26 protein-coding genes are annotated in these 23763 nt (G+C 35.4%); 11 read left to right on the top strand and 15 right to left on the bottom strand.

Features of this window, described 5'->3' with window-relative positions; translation table 11 throughout:
• Positions 1 to 27: 27 nt before the first annotated feature.
• The 8 genes from F3J23_RS00130 to F3J23_RS00095 all read right to left on the bottom strand — a co-directional run bounded on the left by F3J23_RS00130 (position 28) and on the right by F3J23_RS00095 (position 7855).
• The gene (locus tag F3J23_RS00130; RefSeq protein ID WP_167022325.1) at positions 28 to 900 is read right to left on the bottom strand and encodes a PstS family phosphate ABC transporter substrate-binding protein; all 873 of its coding nucleotides are present in this window, start codon (positions 898 to 900) and stop codon (positions 28 to 30) included.
• The gene (locus F3J23_RS00125; RefSeq protein WP_172617109.1) at positions 890 to 1087 is read right to left on the bottom strand and encodes a DUF308 domain-containing protein; all 198 of its coding nucleotides are present in this window, start codon (positions 1085 to 1087) and stop codon (positions 890 to 892) included. The genes F3J23_RS00130 and F3J23_RS00125 overlap by 11 nt, the downstream gene beginning before the upstream one ends.
• Positions 1088 to 1162: 75 nt before the next feature.
• Entirely contained in the window at positions 1163 to 2002 is an 840-nt protein-coding gene (locus F3J23_RS00120; protein WP_167022323.1) for an energy transducer TonB, read from the bottom strand.
• 27 nt (positions 2003 to 2029) lie between these two features.
• A complete protein-coding gene (locus tag F3J23_RS00115) occupies positions 2030 to 2599 on the bottom strand; it encodes an ExbD/TolR family protein (protein WP_167022320.1) in 570 nt (189 codons plus the stop codon).
• Positions 2600 to 2610: 11 nt separating this feature from the next.
• Entirely contained in the window at positions 2611 to 3219 is a 609-nt protein-coding gene (locus F3J23_RS00110; RefSeq protein ID WP_167022317.1) for an ExbD/TolR family protein, read from the bottom strand.
• A 61-nt stretch (positions 3220 to 3280) separates the two neighbouring features.
• The gene (locus F3J23_RS00105) at positions 3281 to 4144 is read right to left on the bottom strand and encodes a MotA/TolQ/ExbB proton channel family protein (RefSeq protein ID WP_076594929.1); all 864 of its coding nucleotides are present in this window, start codon (positions 4142 to 4144) and stop codon (positions 3281 to 3283) included.
• Positions 4145 to 4384: 240 nt separating this feature from the next.
• Entirely contained in the window at positions 4385 to 7198 is a 2814-nt protein-coding gene (gene leuS / locus F3J23_RS00100; protein WP_167022314.1) for a leucine--tRNA ligase, read from the bottom strand.
• Positions 7199 to 7381: 183 nt separating this feature from the next.
• Positions 7382 to 7855, bottom strand: coding sequence for a lipocalin family protein (locus F3J23_RS00095; RefSeq protein WP_167022311.1), 474 nt, complete (start codon positions 7853 to 7855; stop codon positions 7382 to 7384).
• A gap of 201 nt (positions 7856 to 8056) precedes the next feature.
• On the opposite strand from F3J23_RS00095, the gene F3J23_RS00090 reads away from it, so the two are divergent.
• The 3 genes from F3J23_RS00090 to F3J23_RS00080 are packed head-to-tail and all read left to right on the top strand — an operon-like array spanning position 8057 to position 10439.
• On the top strand, positions 8057 to 9034 hold the full coding sequence (locus F3J23_RS00090; protein WP_167022308.1) for an acyltransferase family protein: 978 nt from the start codon (positions 8057 to 8059) through the stop codon (positions 9032 to 9034).
• A 23-nt stretch (positions 9035 to 9057) separates the two neighbouring features.
• Positions 9058 to 9813 (top strand): glycosyltransferase family 2 protein, encoded by a 756-nt coding sequence (locus tag F3J23_RS00085; RefSeq protein WP_167022305.1) that lies wholly within the window; start codon positions 9058 to 9060, stop codon positions 9811 to 9813.
• Complete coding sequence (locus F3J23_RS00080) at positions 9813 to 10439, top strand: deoxyuridine 5'-triphosphate nucleotidohydrolase (RefSeq protein WP_167022302.1); 627 nt, start codon at positions 9813 to 9815, stop codon at positions 10437 to 10439. Before F3J23_RS00085 ends, F3J23_RS00080 begins: the two co-directional genes overlap by 1 nt.
• Here the strand turns inward: F3J23_RS00080 and F3J23_RS00075 are convergent.
• The 6 genes from F3J23_RS00075 to F3J23_RS00050 all read right to left on the bottom strand — a co-directional run bounded on the left by F3J23_RS00075 (position 10431) and on the right by F3J23_RS00050 (position 14159).
• Positions 10431 to 11669 carry a 3-deoxy-D-manno-octulosonic acid transferase gene (locus tag F3J23_RS00075; protein WP_167022299.1) on the bottom strand — a complete coding sequence of 413 codons (1239 nt, stop codon included), beginning with the start codon at positions 11667 to 11669 and terminating at the stop codon, positions 10431 to 10433. The genes F3J23_RS00080 and F3J23_RS00075 overlap by 9 nt on opposite strands.
• Positions 11670 to 11676: 7 nt before the next feature.
• A complete protein-coding gene (locus F3J23_RS00070) occupies positions 11677 to 12021 on the bottom strand; it encodes a cupin domain-containing protein (RefSeq protein ID WP_167022296.1) in 345 nt (114 codons plus the stop codon).
• Entirely contained in the window at positions 12018 to 12485 is a 468-nt protein-coding gene (locus tag F3J23_RS00065) for a DUF1648 domain-containing protein (protein ID WP_167022294.1), read from the bottom strand. The genes F3J23_RS00070 and F3J23_RS00065 overlap by 4 nt, the downstream gene beginning before the upstream one ends.
• Before the next feature lie 22 nt (positions 12486 to 12507).
• Complete coding sequence (locus tag F3J23_RS00060; RefSeq protein WP_167022291.1) at positions 12508 to 13224, bottom strand: C40 family peptidase; 717 nt, start codon at positions 13222 to 13224, stop codon at positions 12508 to 12510.
• Positions 13225 to 13245: 21 nt separating this feature from the next.
• Positions 13246 to 13893: an O-methyltransferase gene (locus tag F3J23_RS00055; protein WP_167022288.1), complete on the bottom strand. Its 648-nt coding sequence runs from the start codon at positions 13891 to 13893 to the stop codon at positions 13246 to 13248.
• Between the two features lie 113 nt (positions 13894 to 14006).
• A complete protein-coding gene (locus F3J23_RS00050; RefSeq protein WP_167022285.1) occupies positions 14007 to 14159 on the bottom strand; it encodes a CCPGW family putative bacteriocin in 153 nt (50 codons plus the stop codon).
• 834 nt (positions 14160 to 14993) lie between these two features.
• Between F3J23_RS00050 and F3J23_RS00045 the strand changes: the two genes are divergently transcribed.
• From F3J23_RS00045 to F3J23_RS00035, 3 genes are read left to right on the top strand one after another with little or no spacing between them, the layout of a single operon-like run.
• Complete coding sequence (locus F3J23_RS00045) at positions 14994 to 15587, top strand: hypothetical protein (protein ID WP_167022282.1); 594 nt, start codon at positions 14994 to 14996, stop codon at positions 15585 to 15587.
• 52 nt (positions 15588 to 15639) lie between these two features.
• Positions 15640 to 16212 (top strand): hypothetical protein, encoded by a 573-nt coding sequence (locus tag F3J23_RS00040; protein WP_167022279.1) that lies wholly within the window; start codon positions 15640 to 15642, stop codon positions 16210 to 16212.
• Positions 16213 to 16217: 5 nt separating this feature from the next.
• On the top strand, positions 16218 to 17168 hold the full coding sequence (locus tag F3J23_RS00035) for an HTTM domain-containing protein (protein ID WP_167022276.1): 951 nt from the start codon (positions 16218 to 16220) through the stop codon (positions 17166 to 17168).
• Between the two features lie 50 nt (positions 17169 to 17218).
• On the opposite strand, the gene F3J23_RS00030 is transcribed toward F3J23_RS00035, so the two are convergent.
• The gene (locus tag F3J23_RS00030) at positions 17219 to 18052 is read right to left on the bottom strand and encodes an OmpA family protein (protein WP_167022273.1); all 834 of its coding nucleotides are present in this window, start codon (positions 18050 to 18052) and stop codon (positions 17219 to 17221) included.
• An 87-nt stretch (positions 18053 to 18139) separates the two neighbouring features.
• On the opposite strand from F3J23_RS00030, the gene tilS reads away from it, so the two are divergent.
• The 5 genes from tilS to F3J23_RS00005 form a co-directional block, all read left to right on the top strand.
• On the top strand, positions 18140 to 19495 hold the full coding sequence (tilS, locus tag F3J23_RS00025; RefSeq protein ID WP_167022270.1) for a tRNA lysidine(34) synthetase TilS: 1356 nt from the start codon (positions 18140 to 18142) through the stop codon (positions 19493 to 19495).
• Positions 19468 to 20034, top strand: coding sequence for an RNA polymerase sigma factor (locus tag F3J23_RS00020; protein WP_167022266.1), 567 nt, complete (start codon positions 19468 to 19470; stop codon positions 20032 to 20034). The genes tilS and F3J23_RS00020 overlap by 28 nt, the downstream gene beginning before the upstream one ends.
• A 69-nt stretch (positions 20035 to 20103) precedes the next feature.
• Positions 20104 to 21063 carry a redoxin domain-containing protein gene (locus F3J23_RS00015; RefSeq protein ID WP_167022263.1) on the top strand — a complete coding sequence of 320 codons (960 nt, stop codon included), beginning with the start codon at positions 20104 to 20106 and terminating at the stop codon, positions 21061 to 21063.
• A gap of 70 nt (positions 21064 to 21133) precedes the next feature.
• Complete coding sequence (locus F3J23_RS00010) at positions 21134 to 22051, top strand: hypothetical protein (RefSeq protein ID WP_167022260.1); 918 nt, start codon at positions 21134 to 21136, stop codon at positions 22049 to 22051.
• A gap of 304 nt (positions 22052 to 22355) precedes the next feature.
• The coding region (locus tag F3J23_RS00005) for a protein-disulfide reductase DsbD family protein (protein ID WP_167022257.1) at positions 22356 to 23763 on the top strand (1408 nt) is incomplete at its 3' end.

Raw genomic sequence — 23763 nt, 5'->3', positions numbered from 1 at the left:
GGGGGTAAATTGTGAATTTAATATTTTTTAACGCATCTGGACCTCTCTTTTGTATAGGTTATAAGGCTGCAATCCCTCTTTCTGGACGATTTTTTGCCCTAAATGAGTACATGAAAACCTGATAAACCCGTTGGCAATATTAAAGTTACCTTCATTAATCAGGAAATAAAGTACTCGGGTAAATGGATACTCCATTGTACGAAGTCCATTAAAATCTGCAGTGTATAACTTCCCTTTATTTTCTACTGGAAGCACTTTAACCATCTCCCTTAATTTCTCAGAAGTTTTATCATACGGGCGACTAAAAGTGTTAAGTCCTATAACGCCAATTTTATTTGGATATTTTCCTAATTCCTCTATAATCTTCTGATTTCCGGGAATAATGGAAAATTGGAGGTCTTTTGGCTGTTTTTTTAATTTTTCTGCTACAAAATTCAAATTACTTGAATTGGTACCATCAAAAATAAATTCTTTTTTATCAGACATTAAACCATTGCTGATTTCATCCATTGAAATACTTTCTTTCGGAGAATCTTTAGGCACTACAAAAACTACAGCATCTGCAGCAAATTTAGCAGGAAGAAACTTTAAATCAGTTCTTTCCTCGTAAGTTTTTATCTCTTCCGGGCTCAGATTTCTGGACATTACGACAGCCTTAGTTTTACCATGTAAAAGATCAAGAAATCCTAGATCTTCTTTTTGGGTTTCCACTTTAATCTTCGTATCTGGATAATTCATCATATAACCGTCGGCTAATGCTTCAGTAACACTTTGGAAGGATTCATCAGTAAAAATTGTGAGATCACCTTTATGATATGAGGGAGTATTTTCCTCTTTTTTGCAGCCTGCAAGCATTACGCTCAGAACAAAAATAAGTGCAAGCTTTAAACTATTCTTCATTTCTCGATTTTTTAATTCTTGAAATTGCCCTGTAAATTCTGAATATCCCATAGATAACCAATACCACTCCCAAAGCGTAGGCAACGGCAGGCTCAAGAATAGTAAAAAAGAACTTATAGACAATTACTACAATTCCTAAAACGATATAAAACAATCCCGTAACGAGGGATAACCAATTGAACATCATGTAACAAAAATACCAAAAAAAATAAAAAGAGAAGCATATGCTTCTCTTTTTATTTATATTTTGAATAAATAAGTCTTATTCAAAGTTCATAGTAAATGGTACACTATAGTAAGATCTTACGCTTTCTCCATTTCTCTTAGCAGGAGTCCACTTTTTAAGTTTCTTAACTACACGTACAGCTTCACTGTTGAAGTCGCCATTTGGAGATTTCTCTTCAATAGTAACGTTCGAAACAGTACCGTCTTTTTCTACAACGAACTTAAGCTTAGCTTTAAGTGTTCCTTCACCTCCTTCCATTAGAGAAGTATCGAAGTTATCTCCCAAGAACTTTCTTAATGCACCCATACCTCCAGGATATTCTGCAGACTGGTCAACATCTTTATAGATCTCGTTCGGGTTATTCGTTTTTACTTCTACAGTACTAGCTTTAGTACCAGTAGATGGTGGTGGCGGCGGCGGTGTATAAGCCGGAGCTTTTACTCCTTCCTGATTGTTCAAACCAGTTGTTGTTTCCAACTGCTTAGAAATCGGTGGTGGTGGAGTTTCAATTTTCGGAGCTTTTACAGGCTCAGGAACTACGTTCTGAATAACCTCAATTTTCTCTTCTTCCTTTGGAGGCGGAGGTGGTGGTGGTTCTTCTTCTTTAGGCTGCTCGATAATCGGTTCTTCCTCGATGATATCTACAAGATCTGCCTTTACTTCCTGTTTAGGCGGAGCTGTAAGATTTTTAATCGTAAGATAGATGAACGGAGACAAAGCTGCCAAAAGAAACAAAGCTGTTCCAATAATAAATGACTTTGTTAAAAGTCTCGGATACTGATGTCTAAGATCATAGGCACCATATTCCTTGTTTCTATTTTCAAATACGATCTCGTCTAAAGTAAGATTCTGACCGTATACATTTTCATCTGCCATAGTAGATATAACAATTTTATGGTTAAATTACTTTGTAGCAGGAGCCGGTGCAGCAGCACCTCCTACTTTTTTCTCATAAACAGCTTTCTCCCAAGGTTTGATATCAGTAACACCGTACTGTTCGCTTTTGGTAATTGCCATTTCATCAAGAATATCCACAAAGTTCTTATATACAGCATCGTCGGTTGGCTTAATGATCACAGTAAATTTAGTGGGATCTGCAGCTCTAGATTTTGCCTGCTGAATTACTTTTCTAATTCCTTCTCTATCAAGAGTAGTTTCCATAAGAGTCTGGTCATTCAAGGAAGTTGCATCCTGCTGGTGCCAAAAAACTCTGTTATTTTTTCCTAATAATATAGAGATTGAGTTCGAAAGTTTAATTTCTGTTGGAGGAGGTTTCGGCTGATCTTTTTTAGGTTTAGCCGGAAGACCTAAATCCATAACATTCGGTTTACTGAATGTAGTTGTGAACATAAAGAAGGTAATCAATAGAAAACCCAAGTCCACCATCGGAGTCATATCGACTCTGGTACTCTGCTTCTTGGAACGGACCTTGCCGCCCTTGCCGCCTTTTTCTTGTACTTGTACTTCTGCCATTTCTATCGATATTATTCGTTAGGTTTACCTTCTTGTGATGTAATCAACCAAAATTTAAGAAAATCAATATCTCTTAAACCTTCAAACAGGCCTTTAACTTTAGGGTACTGAGTTGTAACGTCACCTTTAATAGCTAACTTGTAGTCCGGGTTAACACTCAAACTTTCTTTTACCCAATCAATTAATTGCTTATTTGTACTGTCCATAGGAATTCCTGTAGGACTCTTATAATTTTTCTGCTCATCTGCAGGCATATCCAAATACCCCTTAAGTTGGTTCATTGGAACTCCAATTGCCTGAACTTTCTGGAAAGCTGCTTTTTGGTTGTTGTCAAAAGTAATTCCATACTTTTTTCCCATTTTATCCAAAAGAGCAAGTCTTTCTGATGCATTTTCTACTGGCTGGAAATAGAATTTTCCGTCCGGAGTAGCGTTGATAGTCATTAAACTAGCATCAGGAAGCAATTTTTCCGAAATTGAAGATGGCGGTTTGATCTGCTCCACGTCAGGTTTTTTAAACTGAGTGGTCAAGATAAAGAACGTAAGAAGTAGGAACGCAACGTCACACATTGCGGTCATGTCCGTTACTACTCCATGTCTTTTTGGTTTGACTCTCGCCATTATTATAAAATATTTTTAATTAAACTTCTTTTAATTGCTAATGCAAATTTCTTGCTAATTCTTAGTTGAATTCAGCGAAAGATTGTTGGATACTCATAGAGATCTCATCGATCTTGTAAGTTAATCCATCAATTTTAGAAGTAAAGAAGTTATAAAGGATAATAGCGATAGCTGAAGTACCAATACCTAATGCCGTGTTAATCAAGGCTTCAGAGATACCTGTAGATAGAGCAGCTGCATCCGGAGTACCACCTCCTGAACCTAATGCAAAGAATGCCTTGATCATCCCGATTACCGTTCCAAGTAGTGCTACTAATGTTGCAACTGTACCTAAAGTAGAAAGGATCATCATGTTTTTCTCAAGCATTGGCATCTCAAGAGTTGTAGCTTCTTCGATAGCTTTGTTAAGTGCTACCATTTTCTGCTCTTTATTTAATGTAGTATCGTGAGAAAGTGCTTTGTAAGTAGTAAGTCCTTCTTTTACTACGTTACCAACAGAACCTTGTTGTCTGTCACACTCTTCGATAGCTTCGTCAATTTTGTTTTGGTTTAGTAAGCTTCTTACCTGAACAACGAAGTTGTCTAAGTTTCCTTTTCCAGCCGCTTTACCAAGAACGAAATATCTTTCAAAAGAGAAAACGATTACAGTAATCATGAAAGTAATCAAGATTGGTACGATAACCCCTCCTTTGTAGATAATACCTAAAAACGATTCTGGGTGAATGTCTTTTCCTTCAACACTTGAAAAAGCTACAGATCCACTTCCTAGTTTATCTGCATCTTTAAAGTTTCCTGGGCTACCAAGAACGAATAAATAAATACATACTCCTATAGCAAATAGAATAGGAATAATAACAGCTGGATTTAAACCTCCTGCCTTTCTAGCAACTACTTGCTCATCATTTTTTGAAACATTCATTTCCATATTTAACTAAATTATATTGTTTTAAAATTTTACAGGGTGTAAATTAAAGGCAAAATTAATTAAAATGCAAGAGTCTTAATTAAACATTTTGCTTTTTTTTGATAAAGAAATTTTAATACGATTTCGAAATAATAATTATTTTAAATTATTTTATTTATTTTTTCCAAATTTAACATTTGAGTTAAAAAATCAAAAAAATAAGACACCCATTTTTTTTAATTTCCCAATGTTAATTTTTTTTTAAATTACGATATTCACAATACGGTGAGGGACTACAATGATTTTTTTAGGGGTTTTACCTTCCAAAATCTGTTGCATTTTCTCATTCGAAATCACCAAATCTTCTACTTCCTTGGCAGAAAATTGTGCCGAAAGAGAAATTTTGAACTTCATTTTACCATTTACGCTTACCGGATACTCAATTTCATCTTCAACAAGATAATCCTCATTCAATTCCGGGAATTTTTCAAATTCAATTGAGGTATCATGTCCTAATAAACTCCACAATTCTTCACAAATGTGAGGTGCATATGGAGAGATGATAACGGCAAGAGGTTCTAAAATATTGCGTTTGTTACATTTTATTTTTTGTAATTCATTAACAGCAATCATAAATGAAGAGACAGATGTATTGAAAGAGAAGTTTTCAATATCATACACCACCTTCTTTATTAAGGTATGCAATACTTTATATTCTGCTTTTGTAGGTTCTTCTTCAGAAACCTCAAATGTATCTCCGTTGAAATACAGATTCCAGAACTTTTTAAGGAAACCGTACACTCCGCTTAATCCCTGAGTATTCCAAGGCTTGGATTGCTCCAATGGTCCAAGGAACATTTCATATAATCTTAAACCGTCTGCTCCGTATTCTTCACAGATATCATCAGGGTTTACAACATTATATTTAGACTTGGACATTTTTTCTACTTCACGATCTGTGATGTATTTTCCGTCTTCCAAAATAAATTCTGCATCGGCATAATCTGGCCTCCATGCTTTGAAAGCTTCAGTATCCAATTCATCAGATGTTCCTTTTAATAAGGATACATCAACGTGAATCTGCTGAGTTTTGTATTCGCCTGCTAAATTTTTAGATACATATTGATGAGTACCATCTATTCTGTATACAAATGCACTCATTCCTAAGATCATTCCCTGATTGATCAATTTCTGAAAAGGTTCATCATGGCTGATATATCCTCTATCTTTTAAGAACACGTTCCAAAAACGGGAATATAAAAGGTGGCCGGTTGCATGTTCGCTTCCTCCTATATATAAATCTACCTGTCCCCAATAATCTGCCAGTTCTTTTTTAACAAAAGTTTCGGTATCATTCGGATCCATATATCTAAGGAAATACCATGAGCTTCCTGCCCAACCTGGCATTGTAGATAATTCTAACGGGAAAATTGTTGTGTCATCAATTAAATCTGTAGAAACTACTTTTTGATTCACTTCATCCCATGCAAATGTTTTTGCATTTCCTAATGGCGGATCTCCGTCTTCTGTAGGTAAATATTTTTCCACTTCAGGAAGTTCCAGCGGTAAAGCAGAAGTCGGCAACGTATAAGGCATTCCATCCTTATAATATACAGGAACAGGTTCTCCCCAATAACGTTGTCTTGAGAAAATGGCATCACGCTGTCTGTAGTTTGTTGTTCCATGACCGATAGCTTTAGCTTCGATCTCTGAAATGATTTTTGACTTCGCGTCATTATAATTCAATCCGTTTAGGAAATCTGAGTTTACACAAACTGAATCTTTAGAATCAAAAGATTTTTCCTGGATGTCTTCTTCAGTCTCAACAACCTTTTTAATTTCAAGGTTAAATTTCTTTGCAAATCTATGGTCACGTTCGTCGTGTGCCGGAACAGCCATTACAGCTCCTGTTCCGTATCCCATTAATACATAATCTGAAATATAGATCGGCATTTTCTCATTGCTGAATGGATTAACCGCATAACTTCCGGTGAATGCTCCGCTCACGTTTTTCACGTCAGACATTCTGTCTCTTTCAGTTTTCTTGGAAGTTTCTTCTATATAAGTATCTACTTCTGCTTTTTGTGCAGCTGTAGTAATTGTATCTACTAAAGGGTTTTCAGGTGCCAATACCATAAATGTAGCTCCAAATATTGTATCCGGTCTTGTTGTAAATACTTCAACAACCTCATCATGGTTCTCTACCTGAAACTGAACCTGAGCCCCCTGAGATTTTCCAATCCAGTATTCCTGGGAATCTTTCAATGGCTGCGGCCAGTCTAAAGTATTCAAACCTTGTAATAATCTTTCGGAGTAAGCAGAAATTCTCATACTCCACTGCATCATTTTTTTCTGGTATACAGGGAAACCTCCTCTTTCAGATTTTCCGTCTTTCACCTCATCATTGGCCAATACGGTTCCCAGAGCCGGGCACCAGTTTACGGTGGTTTCCGCTCTGTAAGCAAGACGGTAATTTAATAAGATATCTTCTTTGTCCAGATCAGAAGCTTCTTTCCATTCTTCAGCAGTGAAATTTAATTCATCATTCTGATTGGCATTTAATCCCTGCGTTCCTTTTTCTTCAAAATGTCTGATCAGGGTATCAATAGACTCCGCTTTATCGGTATCTTTATTATACCATGAATGGAACAATTGAATAAAGATCCATTGTGTCCATTTATAATAAGATGCATCTGAAGTTCTCACTTCTCTGCTCCAATCGAATGAAAATCCGATTTTTCTTAACTGCTCTTCGTATCTGTTGATATTTTGTTCTGTAGTGATTGCCGGATGCTGCCCTGTCTGGATAGCATACTGCTCAGCAGGAAGTCCGAAGCTGTCATATCCTACCGGGTGGAGCACATTAAATCCCTGGTGTCTTTTATATCTCGCATAGATATCCGATGCAATATATCCCAGCGGGTGGCCTACATGAAGCCCTGCTCCTGATGGGTACGGAAACATATCGAGTACATAAAATTTAGGTTTATCTGTGTTATTAGAGGTCTTATACGTTTGATTTTCCTCCCAGTACTTCTGCCACTTTTTTTCTATCTGCTGATGATCGTAAAACACTTTATATATATGTTATATGTTAGACTTTAAATATTGAATGATTTTTTCTTTTTATCAAGATTCACAAAAATAATGATTTTAAAGGAAATAGAAATTTAATTTATGATGAATTGCAATTCTCTCCTCAACAAAAAAATCCCACCCGAAGATGAGATCTGTTTTTTATATTCTGAAGTATGACTATTATTGAGTAATTCTTTTGAAGGTATAAGTTCTCGTCTGGTATATCTTAGGATCCTGAGTTTCTTCTCTCACAGAAAGATTAAGCGAAGTATCATCCAGAGTAATGATTTTTCCATTAACCGGCTCTACCGTTCCCTGATATTTCAGCTGAACAGTCTTAGCATCCTTATCATAGGTATAATTAAATTTTTTATCTGATAAAATAGCACACTGCCCTGGTGTAGCGGTATCTCCCCAGTCAGTTCTCGTTCCTTTGGATTCAATACTGAACAGCCATCTGGATTTCTTCTGGCAGTCTGTATACGTAATCGTGTTAGAAACCGGGTCTTCCCCCACCTCTACCGTGGTAACAACTTCTTTTAACGGCTGCCAGTTTCCGATTAAAGGAGATTCAATGACAGTATCATTGTCGTTATTACATCCTGCAGCTACCAACAATGACAATCCTCCAAATAGTAAAGCTAATTTCTTCATAGATCAATTTTTTCAAGCGCTAAAATTATAATTTTTTTGATTTATATCACTATTTTTTATGAAAAATTATTTCTTCTCTCATTATTTATATATATTTAAAAACACTCAGACACAATTTTCCCTTTATTCAACAAATATTGAATGCATGGAAGCGCTCGGTTCTGCTAAAAAAGTTATTTTTGTAATAAATATAAAATACAGATGCAGGATATTACGAAAAACAATTTTGACTTCATACGTGTTCTCCTTGCCTTTATTGTCTTTGTAGGACATCTAGGCACCCTCAGTAATTCTCCTGATCTTAAAATCTTTGAACACAGTCCTATAGAAATTGCTGTTTTCGGCTTCTTTGCAGTCAGTGGATTTCTTATAGCAAGGAGCTATGAAAGGTCTTCAAGCCTAAAAAGTTATTTAAAAAAGAGAATCAAAAGAATTGTTCCCGCTTACTTATTGGTTATCTTTTTATGTGCAATTTTATTAAGTTTAGTCAGTACATATTCTTTCACCGAATATTTTAGCAATACACAAGTTTACAAATACCTTCTCTGGAATTCATTATTTTTAAATTTCAAAGCGCCCTGGCTTCCCGGAGTCTTTGGAAATCAGGCAGTAAATGGCGCTCTCTGGACACTGAAAATAGAAATGTGCTACTACTTCGCCGTACCTTTGTTGTTCTTGCTTTTTGGAAAGAAGAATAAATACAGAAATATAAGTTTGATTATTTTATACTTCCTGTCCCTTATTTATCTAAATTATTTTGAATCATTAAATAAAATTTCAATTGCCAAGCAGCTTCCCGGAACTTTATCTTATTTTATCCCTGGGATGCTGATTTACTTTAATTTTGATAAATTTATCAAACGTAAAAATATCATTTTCATTATCGCTCTTGCTACGGTTTGGATTGATTTATATTTAAAAATTCAGCTTTTTTCCCCAATGATGATCGGTGTTATCGTAATGTATATTGCCTATTCATTCAAATTCTTAAATAATTTCGGAAAATATGGTGATTTCACATACGGAATTTACATTTTCCACTTCCCAATCATCAGAACTTTTCAGACTTTAGGATTATTTGAAGATTACAACCCATTTGTAATGGCTTTGGTATGTATGTCGGTCGTTATTGCTGTAGGTGTAAGCTCCTGGCATCTTTATGAAAAAAGATTTTTATAATTTTACATATTCAAAAAGCATAAATGAAAGATCTTGTCTCCATTATCACCCCCTGTTATAATTCTGCAGAATTTATAGAGGAAACCATACAGTCTGTCCTTAACCAAACCTATGAAAACTGGGAATGGCTGATAACTGACGACCTTTCTAAAGACAATACAGTAGAAATCATCAGAAGGCATAATGATCCTAGAATAAAATTACAAGTCCTGGAGAAAAACGGAGGAGCAGGTAACGCAAGAAACAACAGTCTTGAAAGGGCTCAGGGAAGATATATTGCTTTTCTGGATTCTGATGATTTCTGGTATCCTGAATATCTTGAAACCATGACGGATTACATGCAGGAACATAATGCTGAACTTGTTTACTGTAACTACTCCAGATGTGATGAACACCTTCAGCCAATACTGAAAGATTTTCTCGCTGATAAAGTTGTCACTTTCTCTAATTTACTGAAAACATGCCGCCTTGCACCAGTTTCCACAATGTATGACACCCAAAGAGTGGGCAAGTTTTTATTTCCCGTCAAAAGCAAACGCGAAGACCATGTGATGTGGCTGAATCTTTTAAAAGTAATCCCTGAAGGAATGCCCGTAAAAAAGACCCTCGCTAAATACAGAATGCGGGAAAACAGTGTTTCCAGAAAGAAAAAAAATATCATTAAAGACCAATATCTTGTGTATAAGGATTTCATGGGATTTTCAATGGTAAAGTCTTTATACTATACCGCCAACTGGGCATTAAACGGATTCCTTAAATATTCTAAAATCTTCAATTAATGGAGTATTCAAAAGAGTTTAAAGCGGCATTGAGTGCCTTTTCCGGCACAGAGAAAGATAAACTTATTTTCAGACTTCTGAGAAAGGATAAGTTATTGTCTAAAAAACTGTATTTCGAACTTATTGATCCGGAAACTACCGACGATAAAAGAAATGCAATGGAAGAAAACGTAGAGGAAAAGGTTATTCTCGCTTCAAAATATACTGGAAATGCTAAATATTTCCTGACCATTATCCGCAAGATCAGTGCAGAAATTACAGAACATGTGAAAATAACTACGGATAAATTCGGGGATGTTTCGCTGAACCTTCTGCTTATCAATAAAATTCTGGATTACAATGACGACCTCAGCAGGCAAAGGTTTGACAATGTGTATAAACTTTACCTCTATATCATCAATAAGATATTCAAATCTCTTATCTTAATTAAAAAGCTGGATGAAGATTATTGGATGGAAATTGATGTGTATCTAGAGGATATTCAAAAGAAAATTCTGAAAAATCATTATCTGCAAAAACTTTGTATCAATAACGGACTTGATTTTAACTGGTTTGAATGTGACCGGATTCCGGAAAACATTGATCACATTATGAAAGAGATTAAAAGTCAGGGATTTCTAAGATAAAATCTTCCTAAGGATCATTTCTGTGGAATCAGGCTTTGTATCTACAAATTCTCTGGCATTTTCAGACATTGCGATGAGCTCTTCCTTATTATCTTCATTGGCAAGAAACAATACAAATTCTGCCGCTGCATATTCATCTGTAAAAGACTTCCCTCCATTCATTGAGATCAGATCATCTGCTTCTGGATTTTTCCGGTAATGATTCCCAAAGATCACAGGAACTCCAAATGTTGCAGCTTCAAGAATATTATGAAGACCAGCATCATGAAACCCACCACCAACAACCGCAATATCAGCATAAGAATATAGCTTTGATAAAAGGCCGATACTATCTATAATTAACAATTGAGCGTTGTGAATTGAAGAGACCGAATCTTGTACCCCACTGTACAATAAAGCCTCCGGAAATATATTTTTTAAATGATCTACTCTTTTCAGGTCATGAGGCGCAATGATGATCTTTATCGTTCTATTTTTACGGGACACTATTTCAGCAATCTTTTCTTCTGCATGCCATGAACTCCCTAAAACAATAGTCTTATTTCCTCCAATAAAATCTGTAATGAACTCGACATGATTATTACGCTGGCGGAGCTGTTTTACTCTGTCAAATCTTGTATCTCCCGTTACTGAAGAATTTACCAATCCTATACTTTTAGCTAAAGCAAGAGAAAACTGTGTCTGGTGAAAAAACCAGTCTACGTTTTCTTTAAGCTGCTTTACAAACCATTTCCCATAAGAAGTAAAAAATGATTGCCGTTCATAAAACAAAGCTGAAATAACATAAATTTTTGTGTCTTGCCTTTTAAGCTCTGCAAGCAGATTATACCAGTAATCATACTTCACCGTAAAAAATAGTTCAGCATCAAATTGTGATATAAATTCTTTCACGATGCTTTTTTTATCGAAAGGCAGATAACAGATCACATCCGCAATATGCTTCTTTTTAACAACATTCTCATAGCCAGATGGAGAAAAGAAGGTCACCAGTATTTTATGCTTTGGAAACCGCTCTTTAAGCCTTTCTAAAACGGGCAATCCCTGTTCGTATTCACCGAGGCTGGCTGCATGCATCCAGATTATCTTGTCCGTTTTTGAGAATACAGATTTTACCCTATCCAAAGACTGTTTTCTTCCTTCAACGCCTTTTTTAGTTTTCTCATGAATCAATGAAAAAACTCTCATTCCGAAAATAAGAAGGCTGATAAATATATTGTACAGAAAAGCCATTGTTTAATTATTCTTTTATTTCAATTCTATCCTGATCTGCAGGAGGGTTTGATATCACCAGAAACTCAATTTCTTCGTTGGATTCATTAGAGATAAAATGCTTTGATCCCGGTTCTATGGAAATGGACTCTCCTTGTTTCATCTGAAATCTTTCGTCATCAATATACAGCATGGCATTTCCTTTCAATATATAAAAGAACTGCCCTGCCAATTTATGGAAGTGTAGTTTCTCCGAAGTTCCTGCAGGCATTTTTTCCTGTTTAACAGACAACCCCGATGTACTTTTGAGTATCCAGCTGTCGCAGCCATCACCCCAAATATAGTGTTCTGAATTATTTTTAGACTGTATCATTTGAAAAAATGAGTAATTAAGAGCATTGCAGGCACAAAGCCTATCACGGATAAAATAATAGTAATCATCGGGATTCTGGGCTTTGCACTTTCATCAAAAGAATATCTGAACATATAATCCTGATTGTTGATAAACAGTACCATAATCAATATAAATAAAACCCTCAGAAATACCTTCATAATCAGGTATTGTGCTCCTTTGTTCTGTTCTGTAATTTCTACCGGAAAATTGGCTCCTTCCGGATGTCTTGTAATGTATACAAACAAAACAAACATCAGCATCGCCAGCACAGGCATCAGGTAGGCGTAGATTTTACCCCCGAATCTATCGGGTTTTCCATCCAGATCAAAGTGAACAGGAATTTTTTCCGGCAAAGTATTATAATTCTTTAGGGTAAACCACCACAGAAATGCAACCCATCCAAAATTGAGAACATCAAAAATGATAAAAAGGGTATTTTCCATTTCAGGGCGTATTTAACAAGAATTAAATTACACTTTTGAGTACTCTCAGCTTGTGAGTATGTTTATTCATTTCTTTATTGAAAATCCCTGTAGAATCCAGCGTATCAATTCTCACTTTTCCGGATGCGTGGATAATTTTCTGATTTTCCAGCATAATTCCTACGTGAATAATTTTTCCTTCGGCATTTTCAAAGAAAGCAAGGTCTCCGGGTTGTGTTTCTTCCACAAAAGTAAGTGGTTCTCCTACTTCCGCCTGCTGTGAAGCATCTCTAGGTATTTTAATGTTATGAATTTTATATACCAGTTGTGTAAATCCGGAACAGTCTACTGCAAAGAAGCTTTTTCCTCCCCACAGATAAGGTACATTAAGGAATTCTTTCGCAGTCAGGGCAATACTTTCGCGTACGTCATGGCTTCTTCTTGATGCTACAACAGGAAATTCTACTTCAGATCCCATTGAAAGTAATGTTTTACCATCATTCATCAGCACAGAAGAAAAATCTTCAGTTACCACCGTCACTTTTCTATTGGCCAGCTCTTCATCTGTTACAGGTTTCAGTTGTTTGGTATCCATCCATCCTTCATATCCATCATAGTGCATTTTTATCTTAGTCCAGTTTTTATCTACTTCCAAAATATCTGCACTTTCCCCGAACAATATTTCTGTAACAATTTCAGCTCTGTCAGAATTTTCTGCGCGAACCGGTGCTACTGTAACAATACAAATTCCTTTATTCATTAACTCTTAATTTAAAGATGATCACTTTCTGCGAAGAAAATTTACTCCATCACGCAAAGGTAAAATAAGATTTTCAAAATCTTCGTCTTTTGCGGCTAAATCATTTAGCTCCTGAATAGACTGCGTAGATTTAAGTTTGGGATTTTCTTCCAGTACTTTTCCGTACCATAAAACATTATCGAACAGGATAACAGATCCTGATTTTGTATGAGGCTTTATCAGTCTGAAATATTCAGCGTAATTTTCTTTATCTGCGTCTACAAAGATCAAATCAAAGAACTCATCTGTTTCCTGTAAAAATTCTTTGGCATCCTGAAGTTTAAAATCAATCTGATCTGCATATTCACTGGATTCAAAATATTTCTTTGGAAGGTAAGCAAGATCTTCATTCACATCCAATGTTGTGATTTTACCGTCTTTAGCCAATCCGGAGGCCAGGCATAAGGTTGCATACCCTGTAAATGTTCCGATTTCAAGGACATTTTTGGGCTGCAGCATCTGAGAAATGATGGTTAGCAGTCTTCCTTGTTGATATCCTGAGATCATATGCGGCTGCGTTGTCTTCTGGTATGTTTCTCGTCTCAGTTTTTTCAGAATTTCGGATTCCGAGGAAGCGTGGGTTTCCAGATATCTGTCCATTTCAGGATTCTTTTCTTCAAAAAAACTCATACAATTTTAATTTAAACAAATTTAAGAATTTAAAACGTCTTTTGAATACAATATTACCCGTCAATATTCATTAAAAAAGAGAGAAATCAATCTCCCTTTTTTACTTTTCATTGTTATAAAGCAATGCAATACTGTCCTGGTCTTCCACATACCCAGCCCGGGCAGCAATCTCGGGTGGCACGGCAAATGATCTGCGGATTACAATCTCTGATTGCACCTTTTACATCTTTTAATTGTCCTCTTGAAAGTTTCTTTAAATTTTTCATGGTGATTTGGATTTTGTATTAGTTTCCTACTCTTTAAGATTTTCGGATACCTCTGTTTTTTTATTTCATTTTAAAGAGAATTAAATATACGTAATTTTAAATAACCAGCTTACATAACTTATAGCGTTAAAATCCGTAATCATCTGTTAATCATTACACCGGGAAAAACCCATGTAAAATACCGGGAAAATACGGATGGTATTTTTGTGGTATTAGTTCTAAGTTTGCATAGAGAATAAGGGGTAAAAACACTAAGAGAAAACAACATGATTGCAGGAGAGACACAAACTAACCATGAGAATCAACAAAGAGTTCTGCTGAAAAGCAAAACAGATTCTTCTGCAAAAAGAACTAAGACAGAAATATCCACTTCATTTTTGCAACGAATTATTTCACTCCTCAAAAAGGAAGAATTAATTTGATTAAAAATAGATCCCGGTCTCCTTCGGGATTTATTTTTTTTATACCGACACCTATTCAATCCCAGGTTATACATTCGACCAAATATACTATTTCCACCGGGATCACCAGCTTTCCAAAGAGCAGTTTTGACAATCTATAAACTCAAACAAAACACTTTGTTGATAAAATTTAAATAATAGATTTCATTCTATGTTTAAATTGCATTACTGCTTCATTAAACAACAAAGCCATTTGCATTTTACATCTTACCGGGAGTAAAAACCTGATGAAAAATCAGTGAAAACACTTACTATTAACTCCTGACATACTTCTACCTTTGATATAGATTTTTTAATAATGAAAAACATTCTATTAAAAGGAGGAACCCGAAAATCCTAAACAGAGTAGGGATATAAAATTAAAAACGACCACATGAAAGCAAAAACCTTATTTTTAATTGGGGCAATAGTGGGAATAGTGATTATTTTTTCCCAGCTGAAACCTCAGGAAATGTCTTTTTATAAAGAAAAGGGCAATTACATTGTTGACAACAACTACATCATTAAAGAAGTGAAAAAAATTTCTGATGATGATGTGAAAACTTTATTACGACTACAGAACCTTCACCAGAAAACCCTGGGTACTAATTTCCTTGTTTACAAAATTAACCGCCAGTATATCATCCGTGGATGCTTTATGAAAGCCAATATCGACTGGAAAAAATATGGAGATCTGAAAATCAGAGTGGATGAAATCCTCAAAAAATACGGAGCAAAAGAATTAGGCACGGATTACTACGCTATTCAGAACAATCAGGTAGCAACTAACGCAGCACTTCTGAGCCAAAAAGACATTGCCGCTTTGGGTAAATTAACCGTAAGAGGAGCCGATGAATATACGATCTGCCCTCCAACTATGGGAAGAAAAAATCTTACCAACGTGATCATGAAATCTGTAAAAAACAATATGACTATTGATCCGAAAATAAATGTGAAGCTTAATAATGTATTAGTGAATTACAAATAACAGTAAAAGGCTGTTTTACTTCATAAAACAGCCTTTTCTTAAATCTTTCGCCATGAAAAGAAAACTTCAGTTAGCAGGAATTTTCATGATTCTACTTCTGGTCTTCATTATCGGACTGAAAGGCACATTTGATGGTTTTTATGGTTTTTATTATGAAAACAAGAGCTATCAGAAACCTCTGGCATACAGAATTTCAGAAGATATTACCCTCTTTAAACCTGTAAGTATTTTTGCTTCTTATACTGGTTTTGATACAGGATATGGGTTTTACGCTCCTAATGTTGCCAGCGACTTTGTTATGATCTTTGAATTGAAAGACAAGAATGGAAATGTACTGGAAGAAAAAACAATGCCCAATTTCAAAAGTAAAGAGAGCAGAGTAAGATATACTACTGTCTTCAATATGTTTCTTGATAAAATTTCCGACAGAAACAGATACGATCGTAAATATTACCAATATCTGGATATTATCATTCAGCAGATAGCAGCTCACGTAATGAAGGAAAATCCGAAAGCAGCCAGTGTTACTACAAGACTTTACCTGTACGATTATCCTAGTATTGCAGAATTCCGAAAAGGGAAAACGAATGAAAGCCTTATTCTAGTTGATGAATTCAAACATTAAAAACAATGAAAAAACTGAATCTGATCTATACAAAAGTTGAAAACTTCTTTTTCAAACAGGATTATCAAGCAGAATTCTTAAGTTTCTTCAGAATATCAATAGGACTTATTATTCTTCTTCAATTCACTGCTGTGATGGCTGATTTTGATAAGCTATTCTCAAGCAGCAGCATTATTCCGCAAGATATCATGGGAGTTTTTACTCCTGAATGGATTATTACATTTCCAAAAATCATAAACTTCTTCCACTCTTTAGGAATTCCTGAAAGTACAACAATGATAATGACAAAAATCTCATTTATTACGTTGTGTATTTTTATCATCATGGGATTCTATTCCAGAATTTCAGCTTTTTTGCTGTTGGTATTACAGATTGCATTATTGAAAGGAAGTTCTTTTTTTACTTATGGTGCAGATTTTTTCACCAGCATGTCATTATTTTATTTGATCCTCTTCCCTTCCGATCAAATATTTTCAGTTAAAAACCTAATTAACGGCAAAAAGTCCGGAACAATTAATATCACTCCGGTGAAGAGGTTATTTCAGCTTCATATTTCTATTGCCTATTTTTTCTCAGGTCTTGATAAAGCTTTAGGATTTAATTGGTGGAACGGCGAATCTATCTGGAAAGCCATTCATCTTCCTTATTCGAACAGAGACCTGAATATGGATTTCTCCTGGCTTGCAGAGCATTCTTATCTTCTCATTTTTATCGGATGGAGTACAATTATCATTGAAATGTGTTATCCCATTTTTATCTGGTACAAACCCACACAAAAAATCTGGTTATTACTGACAATTTCAATGCATATAGGAATTGCACTTATCCTTAACCTGTATTATTTTTCAGCCATCATGATCATCTGGAATATCACAAATTTTTATTTTGAACAGCCTGCTTCAAAAAGATCAGCAATTCCCGGAAAGAAAGTTATTTCCGGACAAGTCATCGGATAAAAAAATCCCGAATTTCTTCGGGATTCATATATTTTCTATACGGTTTGTAATTATTTTTTTGGAGCAATATCCATAAGCTTCATGAATTCATCCAGCTTAGGCATAATGATGATCTCCGTTCTTCTGTTTTCCGATCTTCCTGAAACGCTCATGTTTGTAGCTTTCGGGTTATATTCAGAACGTCCTCCTGCAGTAATTCTTGCCGGATCTACACCAAACTGAGTCTGAAGAACCTTAGCCACAGAAGTTCCTCTTAAAGCAGAAAGATCCCAGTTGTCTCTTGGTAAATTTGGAGAGTTTAAAGGAGCGTTATCTGTATTACCTTCAATCAATACAGAGTATTTATCGTAATCGTTGATCACTTTTGCTACTTTACCTAACACTTCCTGAGCGGCAGGCAGAATGTTGTAATCTCCTGTTTTGTATAACATTTTATCAGAAAGAGAGATCATTACCACTCCTTTCAGCACTTTTACCTGTACATCCTGATCAGATACATTATCCAAAGATCTCTTCAGTTTGTTAGACAATGCAAGGTTTAAGCTATCGTTTTTCGCATTGCTTGAAATCAACTGCTTGATATAAGAATTGGAAGCATTGATCTCGCCTACCAGTTTATCAATGTTAGCAGAACTTTTTCCTGTATTGGAAAGACATGCATCAAGAGACGATTTTAAAGCATCATGCTGGCTTTTAAGTAAGTTATTCTCACCTGCCAATGCTGAATTCTGAGATTTCAAATCCTGAATTTCTCTTTGTCTTTCTCCGATGTTTTCAATACATTGCTTATAGTTTGTGCTTAAAGCATCATACTGCTTTTTGCTGACACAAGAAGTCATCCCCAGCGCCATTGCAGAAACTGCTAAAATTTTTAAAATCTTCATAAGTAATCATTTTTAGACTACTCAAAGTTAGGAAAAATCAATTGAATTATATGGGTTATCTTTGCATAAAAGAAATTCTCCACATCTATGTTGGAAAAATCAAGCTTTATCAACCAATTAAAAAATCTCGTTTATCAGCCTGAAAATCACACGTATCTTCTGGCGGTAAGCGGAGGTGCAGACTCTATGGTTCTCGCCTCATTATTCAAGGACCTTAGCACTGAATTCCAGCGTTCAAAGTATCAAATTCAGGTGGCTCATATTAACTATAAACTTCGTGGTAAAGATTCGAATCTGGATCAAAAGGTGGTACAGGATTTTTGTGAGAAAAATCATATAAAATTTCATGGGTATGAAGTTTCGGAAAAGGATCAGAAGCCTGAAAATTCTATTCAGCTTTGGGCCAGAGAGCTTCGATATAACTTTTTTAAAGAAATTCAGGAAAAAGAAAATCTGGAATTCCTTGTTACCGCCCATCATCTGAACGACCAGCTGGAAACTTTTATCATTAACCTTTCCAAGGCTGCCGGCATCAATGGTTTAAGTGGAATCCCGGCTAATGACAATGCGATCCTCCGCCCACTTTTAAGTTTTTCAAAAAACGAAATTTATCAGTTTGCAGAACAGAATAATATTGAATTTCGGGAAGATCTTTCGAATAAAAAAAATGATTACCTGAGAAATAAAATCAGAAACAAGATCGTTCCGGCATTACTGGAAACAAATGACCACTTCCTTGATAACTTCAAAAAAAGTTCTTTTTACCTGAATCAAACCAAAGATTTTGTTCAAAAACAAATTCAGGAGATTGAAGATCGCATTACTTTATTTAACCTAAGCCATAAAATCCTATCAAAAGATAAGCTGGATCAGGAAAATGATTTTGTCAAATTTGAAATCCTAAAAAAATACGGGTTTAACCAGGAAGAAGAAATTCCTAAAATTTTTAAAGCAGAAAACAACAGCTCTTTTTTTTCAAAAGAATATCAATTGATTGTTAATCGCGATGAACTGATATTGGTAAATAGAAATAACGCCCCGGAAGTTCCAACAAAAATACTGTTGATTGATCATTTTGATACTTCAAAAGATCAGATTCATATTAACCTTCAAGATTTGGTTCAAGGTATAAACGAATACAACAACAAGAATTTTGAATGGGACTTTGACGCAGAGCTGCTTCAATTTCCTTTGTATCTGAGAAAACAGGAAGAAGGGGATCTTTTTTATCCATCAGGTTTTTCCGGGAAAAAGAAAGTTTCAAAATTTCTCAGGGACACGAAATTATCTGTTTTTAATAAGGAAAAGATATGGTTATTATGTAATGCTGACAATCAAATCCTTGGTGTGATTCCTTTAAGGCAAGATCGAAGGTTTCAGGCTGATAGAAATACTCAAAAAAAGGTAACAGTAAGATGGATAGAAGAACAACTAATTCTGTAGCTATAGATGACTTTAAGAAAGACAGTAATATCGCTTTTGGGATTTTATACCAACAGTATTTCAGGTACACCAAAAAATTCATCCTTAAGAATAGTGGAAATATAGAAGATGCAGAAGATATTTTCCAGGATTCTTTGCTTATTCTTTATGAAAAACTCAATGCAGACCATTTTAAGGCCCAAACCTGCCTGGGAAATTATATCATCGGAATTTCTAAAAACCTGTGGTTGAAAAAATTAAAAAACAAAAACTTCTACATTACATCTCCTGAAGATTATTTCCTGGAACACCAGCATGAAATCAGTGCTGCTATTGAGGACGAAAAATATTATTGGGAAAAAATTCTAGGATATGTTAAGTCTATTTCTTCCCATTGCCAAAATTTGATCCATGATATTTTTGTTGAGAATAAAAGTATTGAGGAAATCCAGAACAAATATCAATATTCAAGCAAACACAATGCTCAGAACCAAAAATATAAATGTGTAGAGCAAATCAGAAAAATTAAAGATAAAACTTTTTCCGCTGATTTTCAGTAGATTAAAATAAATTATTGATTTAACGGGTGATTTTTTTCTTCTTATGAGAATATAATATAAAACAATATTATGTTCAAAAAGATTGTATTGAACCTCTTCATATTAGCAGGAGTTTCAATGTATGCACAAAGTAACGGTATCAATTTTCAAAAGATTGATTTAGAAACAGCGAAAAAAACTGCGGCAAAAGAGAATAAACTTATTTTCATTGATCTGTACACCACCTGGTGCGGCCCCTGCAAACTCATGGCAAAAAAAACATTCACTGATCCCCAAATCGGAGAGATGTTTAATAAAAATTTTGTGAGCCTTGCTATTGACGCAGAAAAAGAAGGGGTAAAACTGGCAAAAGAATTTAAAGTGGTCAACTATCCGTCTTTTTTATTTCTGGATCCAAAAGGCGAACTGGTTCAATATGATTTCGGGTATTATAACCCTGCACAGTTTCTAGAAGTCGGAGCTTCTGTTCTGAGAAAGAAAACGGACCAGTCTGATAAAACTTTAGATCAGGTAAAAGGAAAAATGATTGGTGATAAAATTGATAATTTCACAGCCAAAGATCACCTGGGTAATACATTTTCTTCATCAAAAGAAAATCAAAAGCTGATTATTGTTTTTATCAGAGGACAATGGTGTCCCTATTGTAATAAATACATTGAAACATTACAAAACCTGGCTCCTGAACTAAAATCTAAAAATGCCAGACTTGTTATTATTTCTCCGGAAAAGCCTGAATTCATAGAAAAGACCATTAGTAAAACAAAAACCGACTACACGGTTTTATATGATGAAGGTTATAAAATTGCGGAGGCTTTTGATGTTCTATATACTCCCAACAGTGAAACCCTGGGTTTCTATACCTCAAGACTAAAGGATGATTTTACCAAAAGCAGATCTGATAATTCAGGCAGGCTTCCTGTTTCTGCAACATTCATTCTTAATGAAAACAAAGAAATCACATGGAGACATTTTGACCCAGACTATAAAAACAGAGCGTCCATAGAAGATATTTTAAAAAATTTACATTGATTTTTGTAAACATCTTTTGTCTTGATTGAACACTTAATTAATTCTATTTCAATTCTAAAAAAACATCAATATGAAAAATCAGTATTTAAAATTATTATGTATTCTTTTTGCAGCTTCGATTCCTGTATCATTATATGCGCAAGGGTGTAGCGATGCAGGTTTCTGTACGGTAAACAGTTTAAAACCGGGAAATGATCATGATTCTACATCTCTATATAAGAATCAATTCAAAGCTGGATTCTCTTTTGGTAAAGCAGACCACTCCATTAGTATATACAGTCCTTATTTAGAATATAACAGGGAGGTAAATTCAAAACTGAGTGTCAGTATTAAAGCATCCGCATTATCACAAAACGGAAACGGCGTAAATACTTTTGGGTTGTCGGATATCTATTTAACCACCAATTACCGGCCAAGCAAAAACATCTCATTCACATTAGGGACCAAAATTCCTTTAACAGATGGAAATACAGCTAAAAACGGACAGATTTTACCAATGGATTATCAGTCCAGTCTGGGAACCTGGGATATGATTGTTGGAATTGGGTATGAAATCAAAAAGCTTCAGCTGGCTGTTGCTTTACAACAACCATTAACACAAAACAACAATCAGTTTATTGCTGAAAATAGTCCGGAGAATTCAATATGGAGAGGCTTTCAAAGCACTAAAGATTTTAAACGCAGTGGTGATCTTTTGTTCAGAGCTTCTTATCCCTTCAGAATTACACACCAATTCCGGGTTACGCCGAGCTTATTGAATATTTATCACTTATCCCGTGATAAGTTCACCACTACATCAGGGATAGAACAAAAAATTGAAGGGTCTCAGGGATTAACAATGAATGGAAATCTTTTTTTAGATTATGATATTAATCAAAATCACGCTCTCCAACTTAACTTGGGAGCACCATTTTTAACCCGAGATACAAGACCTGACGGCTTAACGAGAAGTTTCATAGCAACCCTCGAATATAATGTCAGATTTTAATCAAAAAAATATTTATTGCGCAGTATATCAACAGAATTGACAAAATTAATAATCATTTTAAATAATAAAGAAAGTGATACTTCTATTTTAATGATGGCAAAGACTGAATATTTTGCACTTCAAGCTTAAAAAAGAGAGTTTCTAAGTTTTTTAGGGACAAAAAATTATCTATTTTAGCGAAGCAAAAAAATATATACCTACTGAAGACTACAATTCCATTCATGGAAAGTTTTCAGACAAAATAGAAATGGGCAAAGGATAAGAAAACAAAATGGAGTCTCAAAATTTTTAATGAAACGAAAAAATGAAATTTAGAAATTGGTTTTTATTAATTCTGCTGGTGTTAGCAACGGGAATTAATGCACAGATAAAAAATCCTGTTAAGTTTAAATTCACCATCAACGATCTGGGGAATAACCAGTACGAAGCGGTTCTCAATGCCACCATGGAAAGCGGATGGCATATCTATTCCAAGGATCTTCCGGAAGATACAGGGATTCCTACCGAGTATAAAGTGTCCGGAAAGAATATTGAACTCATAGGAAAGTTTACTGAAGCGGGAAAAAAACACGAAGAGTTTTCGGAGGCTTTCGGAGGGACTATTGTGTATTATTCTAATGCGGCAGGGTTTAAGCAGAAATTCAAATTAAAGGATCCCACAAAGCCTGCGGAGGTTACTTCTGAAATTACTTATCAGACTTGTGATGACAGGGTATGCCTGGCTCCCAATACGTTAGAGTTTAATCAGAAAGTGACTCCAAAAGGGGTAACGCAAGATCCGGCGGCTGAAGAAATTGCCCAGAAGGGAAAAGATTCTGTAAAAACTACGGAAACTGTTACTGAGATTCCCGCAAAGCAGGAAATGACCATTTCTGAAACGTCTGCCCTGGATCCTAAGAAACTGAAAATTGAAACAATTGATTTCAAAAATCCTTTAACGGATTGTGGTACGGCGGCTGAAAAAATGGATGAAAACTACTGGACCTATCTGTTCTTAGGCTTTATTGGAGGGCTGATTGCCTTGCTTACGCCTTGTGTTTTCCCGATGATCCCGCTTACGGTTTCTTTCTTCACTAAAGGAAGCAAGAATAAGGCAAAGGGTAAAAGAGATGCTCTTATGTATGGGTTTTTCATCCTGCTGATCTTCATTTTATTAAGCATCCCCTTCCATATTATTGACGGAATTGCAGGAAATATCTTCAATGAGATTTCTACGAGTGTATGGCTCAATATTGTCTTCTTTATTATATTTATCTTCTTTGCCGGAAGTTTCTTCGGGTATTATGATATTACGCTGCCGAGTTCTATTGCCAACAAATCTTCGAAGGCGGAGGAAGCGGGAGGCATCATTGGGATTTTCTTCATGGCTTTAACTCTGGTTATTGTTTCTTTCTCGTGTACGGGCCCTATTCTGGGAAGTTTACTGGGAAGCGCGGTAACGGGATCTTCCAACGTGCCGATGTTATTGACTTTTGCTCTGGCAGGATTCGGACTGGCATGGGCGATTGTTTTCGGATTGCTGGCTTTATTCCCGCAGGCATTGCAGAGTCTGCCGAAATCCGGTGGATGGATGAATACGGTAAAAGTGGTTTTAGGGTTTGTGGAACTGGCTCTGGCTCTCAAGTTCTTGTCTAAAGCGGATCTGGTTTCGAAAACATTCTTCCTGAAAAGGGAACTGTTCATCGCCATATGGATCATTATCGCTTTAGGAT

It is taken from the genome of Chryseobacterium sp. Tr-659, assembly GCF_011752975.1.
Classification (GTDB): Bacteria; Bacteroidota; Bacteroidia; order Flavobacteriales; family Weeksellaceae; genus Chryseobacterium.
This window is presented reverse-complemented; position numbering and strand designations above follow the sequence as displayed.

Bases quoted from the DNA above. Each gene is read 5' to 3' on its own strand.
- F3J23_RS00065 (WP_167022294.1), bottom strand. From the start codon at position 12,485: ATGGAAAATACCCTTTTTATCATTTTTGATGTTCTCAATTTTGGATGG.
- F3J23_RS00130 (WP_167022325.1), bottom strand. From the start codon at position 900: ATGAAGAATAGTTTAAAGCTTGCACTTATTTTTGTTCTGAGCGTAATG.
- F3J23_RS00030 (WP_167022273.1), bottom strand. From the start codon at position 18,052: ATGAAGATTTTAAAAATTTTAGCAGTTTCTGCAATGGCGCTGGGGATG.
- F3J23_RS00105 (WP_076594929.1), bottom strand. From the start codon at position 4,144: ATGGAAATGAATGTTTCAAAAAATGATGAGCAAGTAGTTGCTAGAAAG.
- F3J23_RS00090 (WP_167022308.1), top strand. From the start codon at position 8,057: ATGCAGGATATTACGAAAAACAATTTTGACTTCATACGTGTTCTCCTT.
- F3J23_RS00040 (WP_167022279.1), top strand. From the start codon at position 15,640: ATGAAAAGAAAACTTCAGTTAGCAGGAATTTTCATGATTCTACTTCTG.
- F3J23_RS00035 (WP_167022276.1), top strand. From the start codon at position 16,218: ATGAAAAAACTGAATCTGATCTATACAAAAGTTGAAAACTTCTTTTTC.
- tilS (WP_167022270.1), top strand. From the start codon at position 18,140: ATGTTGGAAAAATCAAGCTTTATCAACCAATTAAAAAATCTCGTTTAT.
- F3J23_RS00060 (WP_167022291.1), bottom strand. From the start codon at position 13,224: ATGAATAAAGGAATTTGTATTGTTACAGTAGCACCGGTTCGCGCAGAA.
- F3J23_RS00020 (WP_167022266.1), top strand. From the start codon at position 19,468: ATGGATAGAAGAACAACTAATTCTGTAGCTATAGATGACTTTAAGAAA.
- F3J23_RS00015 (WP_167022263.1), top strand. From the start codon at position 20,104: ATGTTCAAAAAGATTGTATTGAACCTCTTCATATTAGCAGGAGTTTCA.
- F3J23_RS00115 (WP_167022320.1), bottom strand. From the start codon at position 2,599: ATGGCAGAAGTACAAGTACAAGAAAAAGGCGGCAAGGGCGGCAAGGTC.
- F3J23_RS00075 (WP_167022299.1), bottom strand. From the start codon at position 11,669: ATGGCTTTTCTGTACAATATATTTATCAGCCTTCTTATTTTCGGAATG.
- F3J23_RS00055 (WP_167022288.1), bottom strand. From the start codon at position 13,893: ATGAGTTTTTTTGAAGAAAAGAATCCTGAAATGGACAGATATCTGGAA.
- F3J23_RS00085 (WP_167022305.1), top strand. From the start codon at position 9,058: ATGAAAGATCTTGTCTCCATTATCACCCCCTGTTATAATTCTGCAGAA.
- F3J23_RS00050 (WP_167022285.1), bottom strand. From the start codon at position 14,159: ATGAAAAATTTAAAGAAACTTTCAAGAGGACAATTAAAAGATGTAAAA.
- F3J23_RS00095 (WP_167022311.1), bottom strand. From the start codon at position 7,855: ATGAAGAAATTAGCTTTACTATTTGGAGGATTGTCATTGTTGGTAGCT.
- F3J23_RS00080 (WP_167022302.1), top strand. From the start codon at position 9,813: ATGGAGTATTCAAAAGAGTTTAAAGCGGCATTGAGTGCCTTTTCCGGC.
- F3J23_RS00010 (WP_167022260.1), top strand. From the start codon at position 21,134: ATGAAAAATCAGTATTTAAAATTATTATGTATTCTTTTTGCAGCTTCG.
- F3J23_RS00045 (WP_167022282.1), top strand. From the start codon at position 14,994: ATGAAAGCAAAAACCTTATTTTTAATTGGGGCAATAGTGGGAATAGTG.
- F3J23_RS00070 (WP_167022296.1), bottom strand. From the start codon at position 12,021: ATGATACAGTCTAAAAATAATTCAGAACACTATATTTGGGGTGATGGC.
- F3J23_RS00110 (WP_167022317.1), bottom strand. From the start codon at position 3,219: ATGGCGAGAGTCAAACCAAAAAGACATGGAGTAGTAACGGACATGACC.
- F3J23_RS00125 (WP_172617109.1), bottom strand. From the start codon at position 1,087: ATGATGTTCAATTGGTTATCCCTCGTTACGGGATTGTTTTATATCGTT.
- F3J23_RS00120 (WP_167022323.1), bottom strand. From the start codon at position 2,002: ATGGCAGATGAAAATGTATACGGTCAGAATCTTACTTTAGACGAGATC.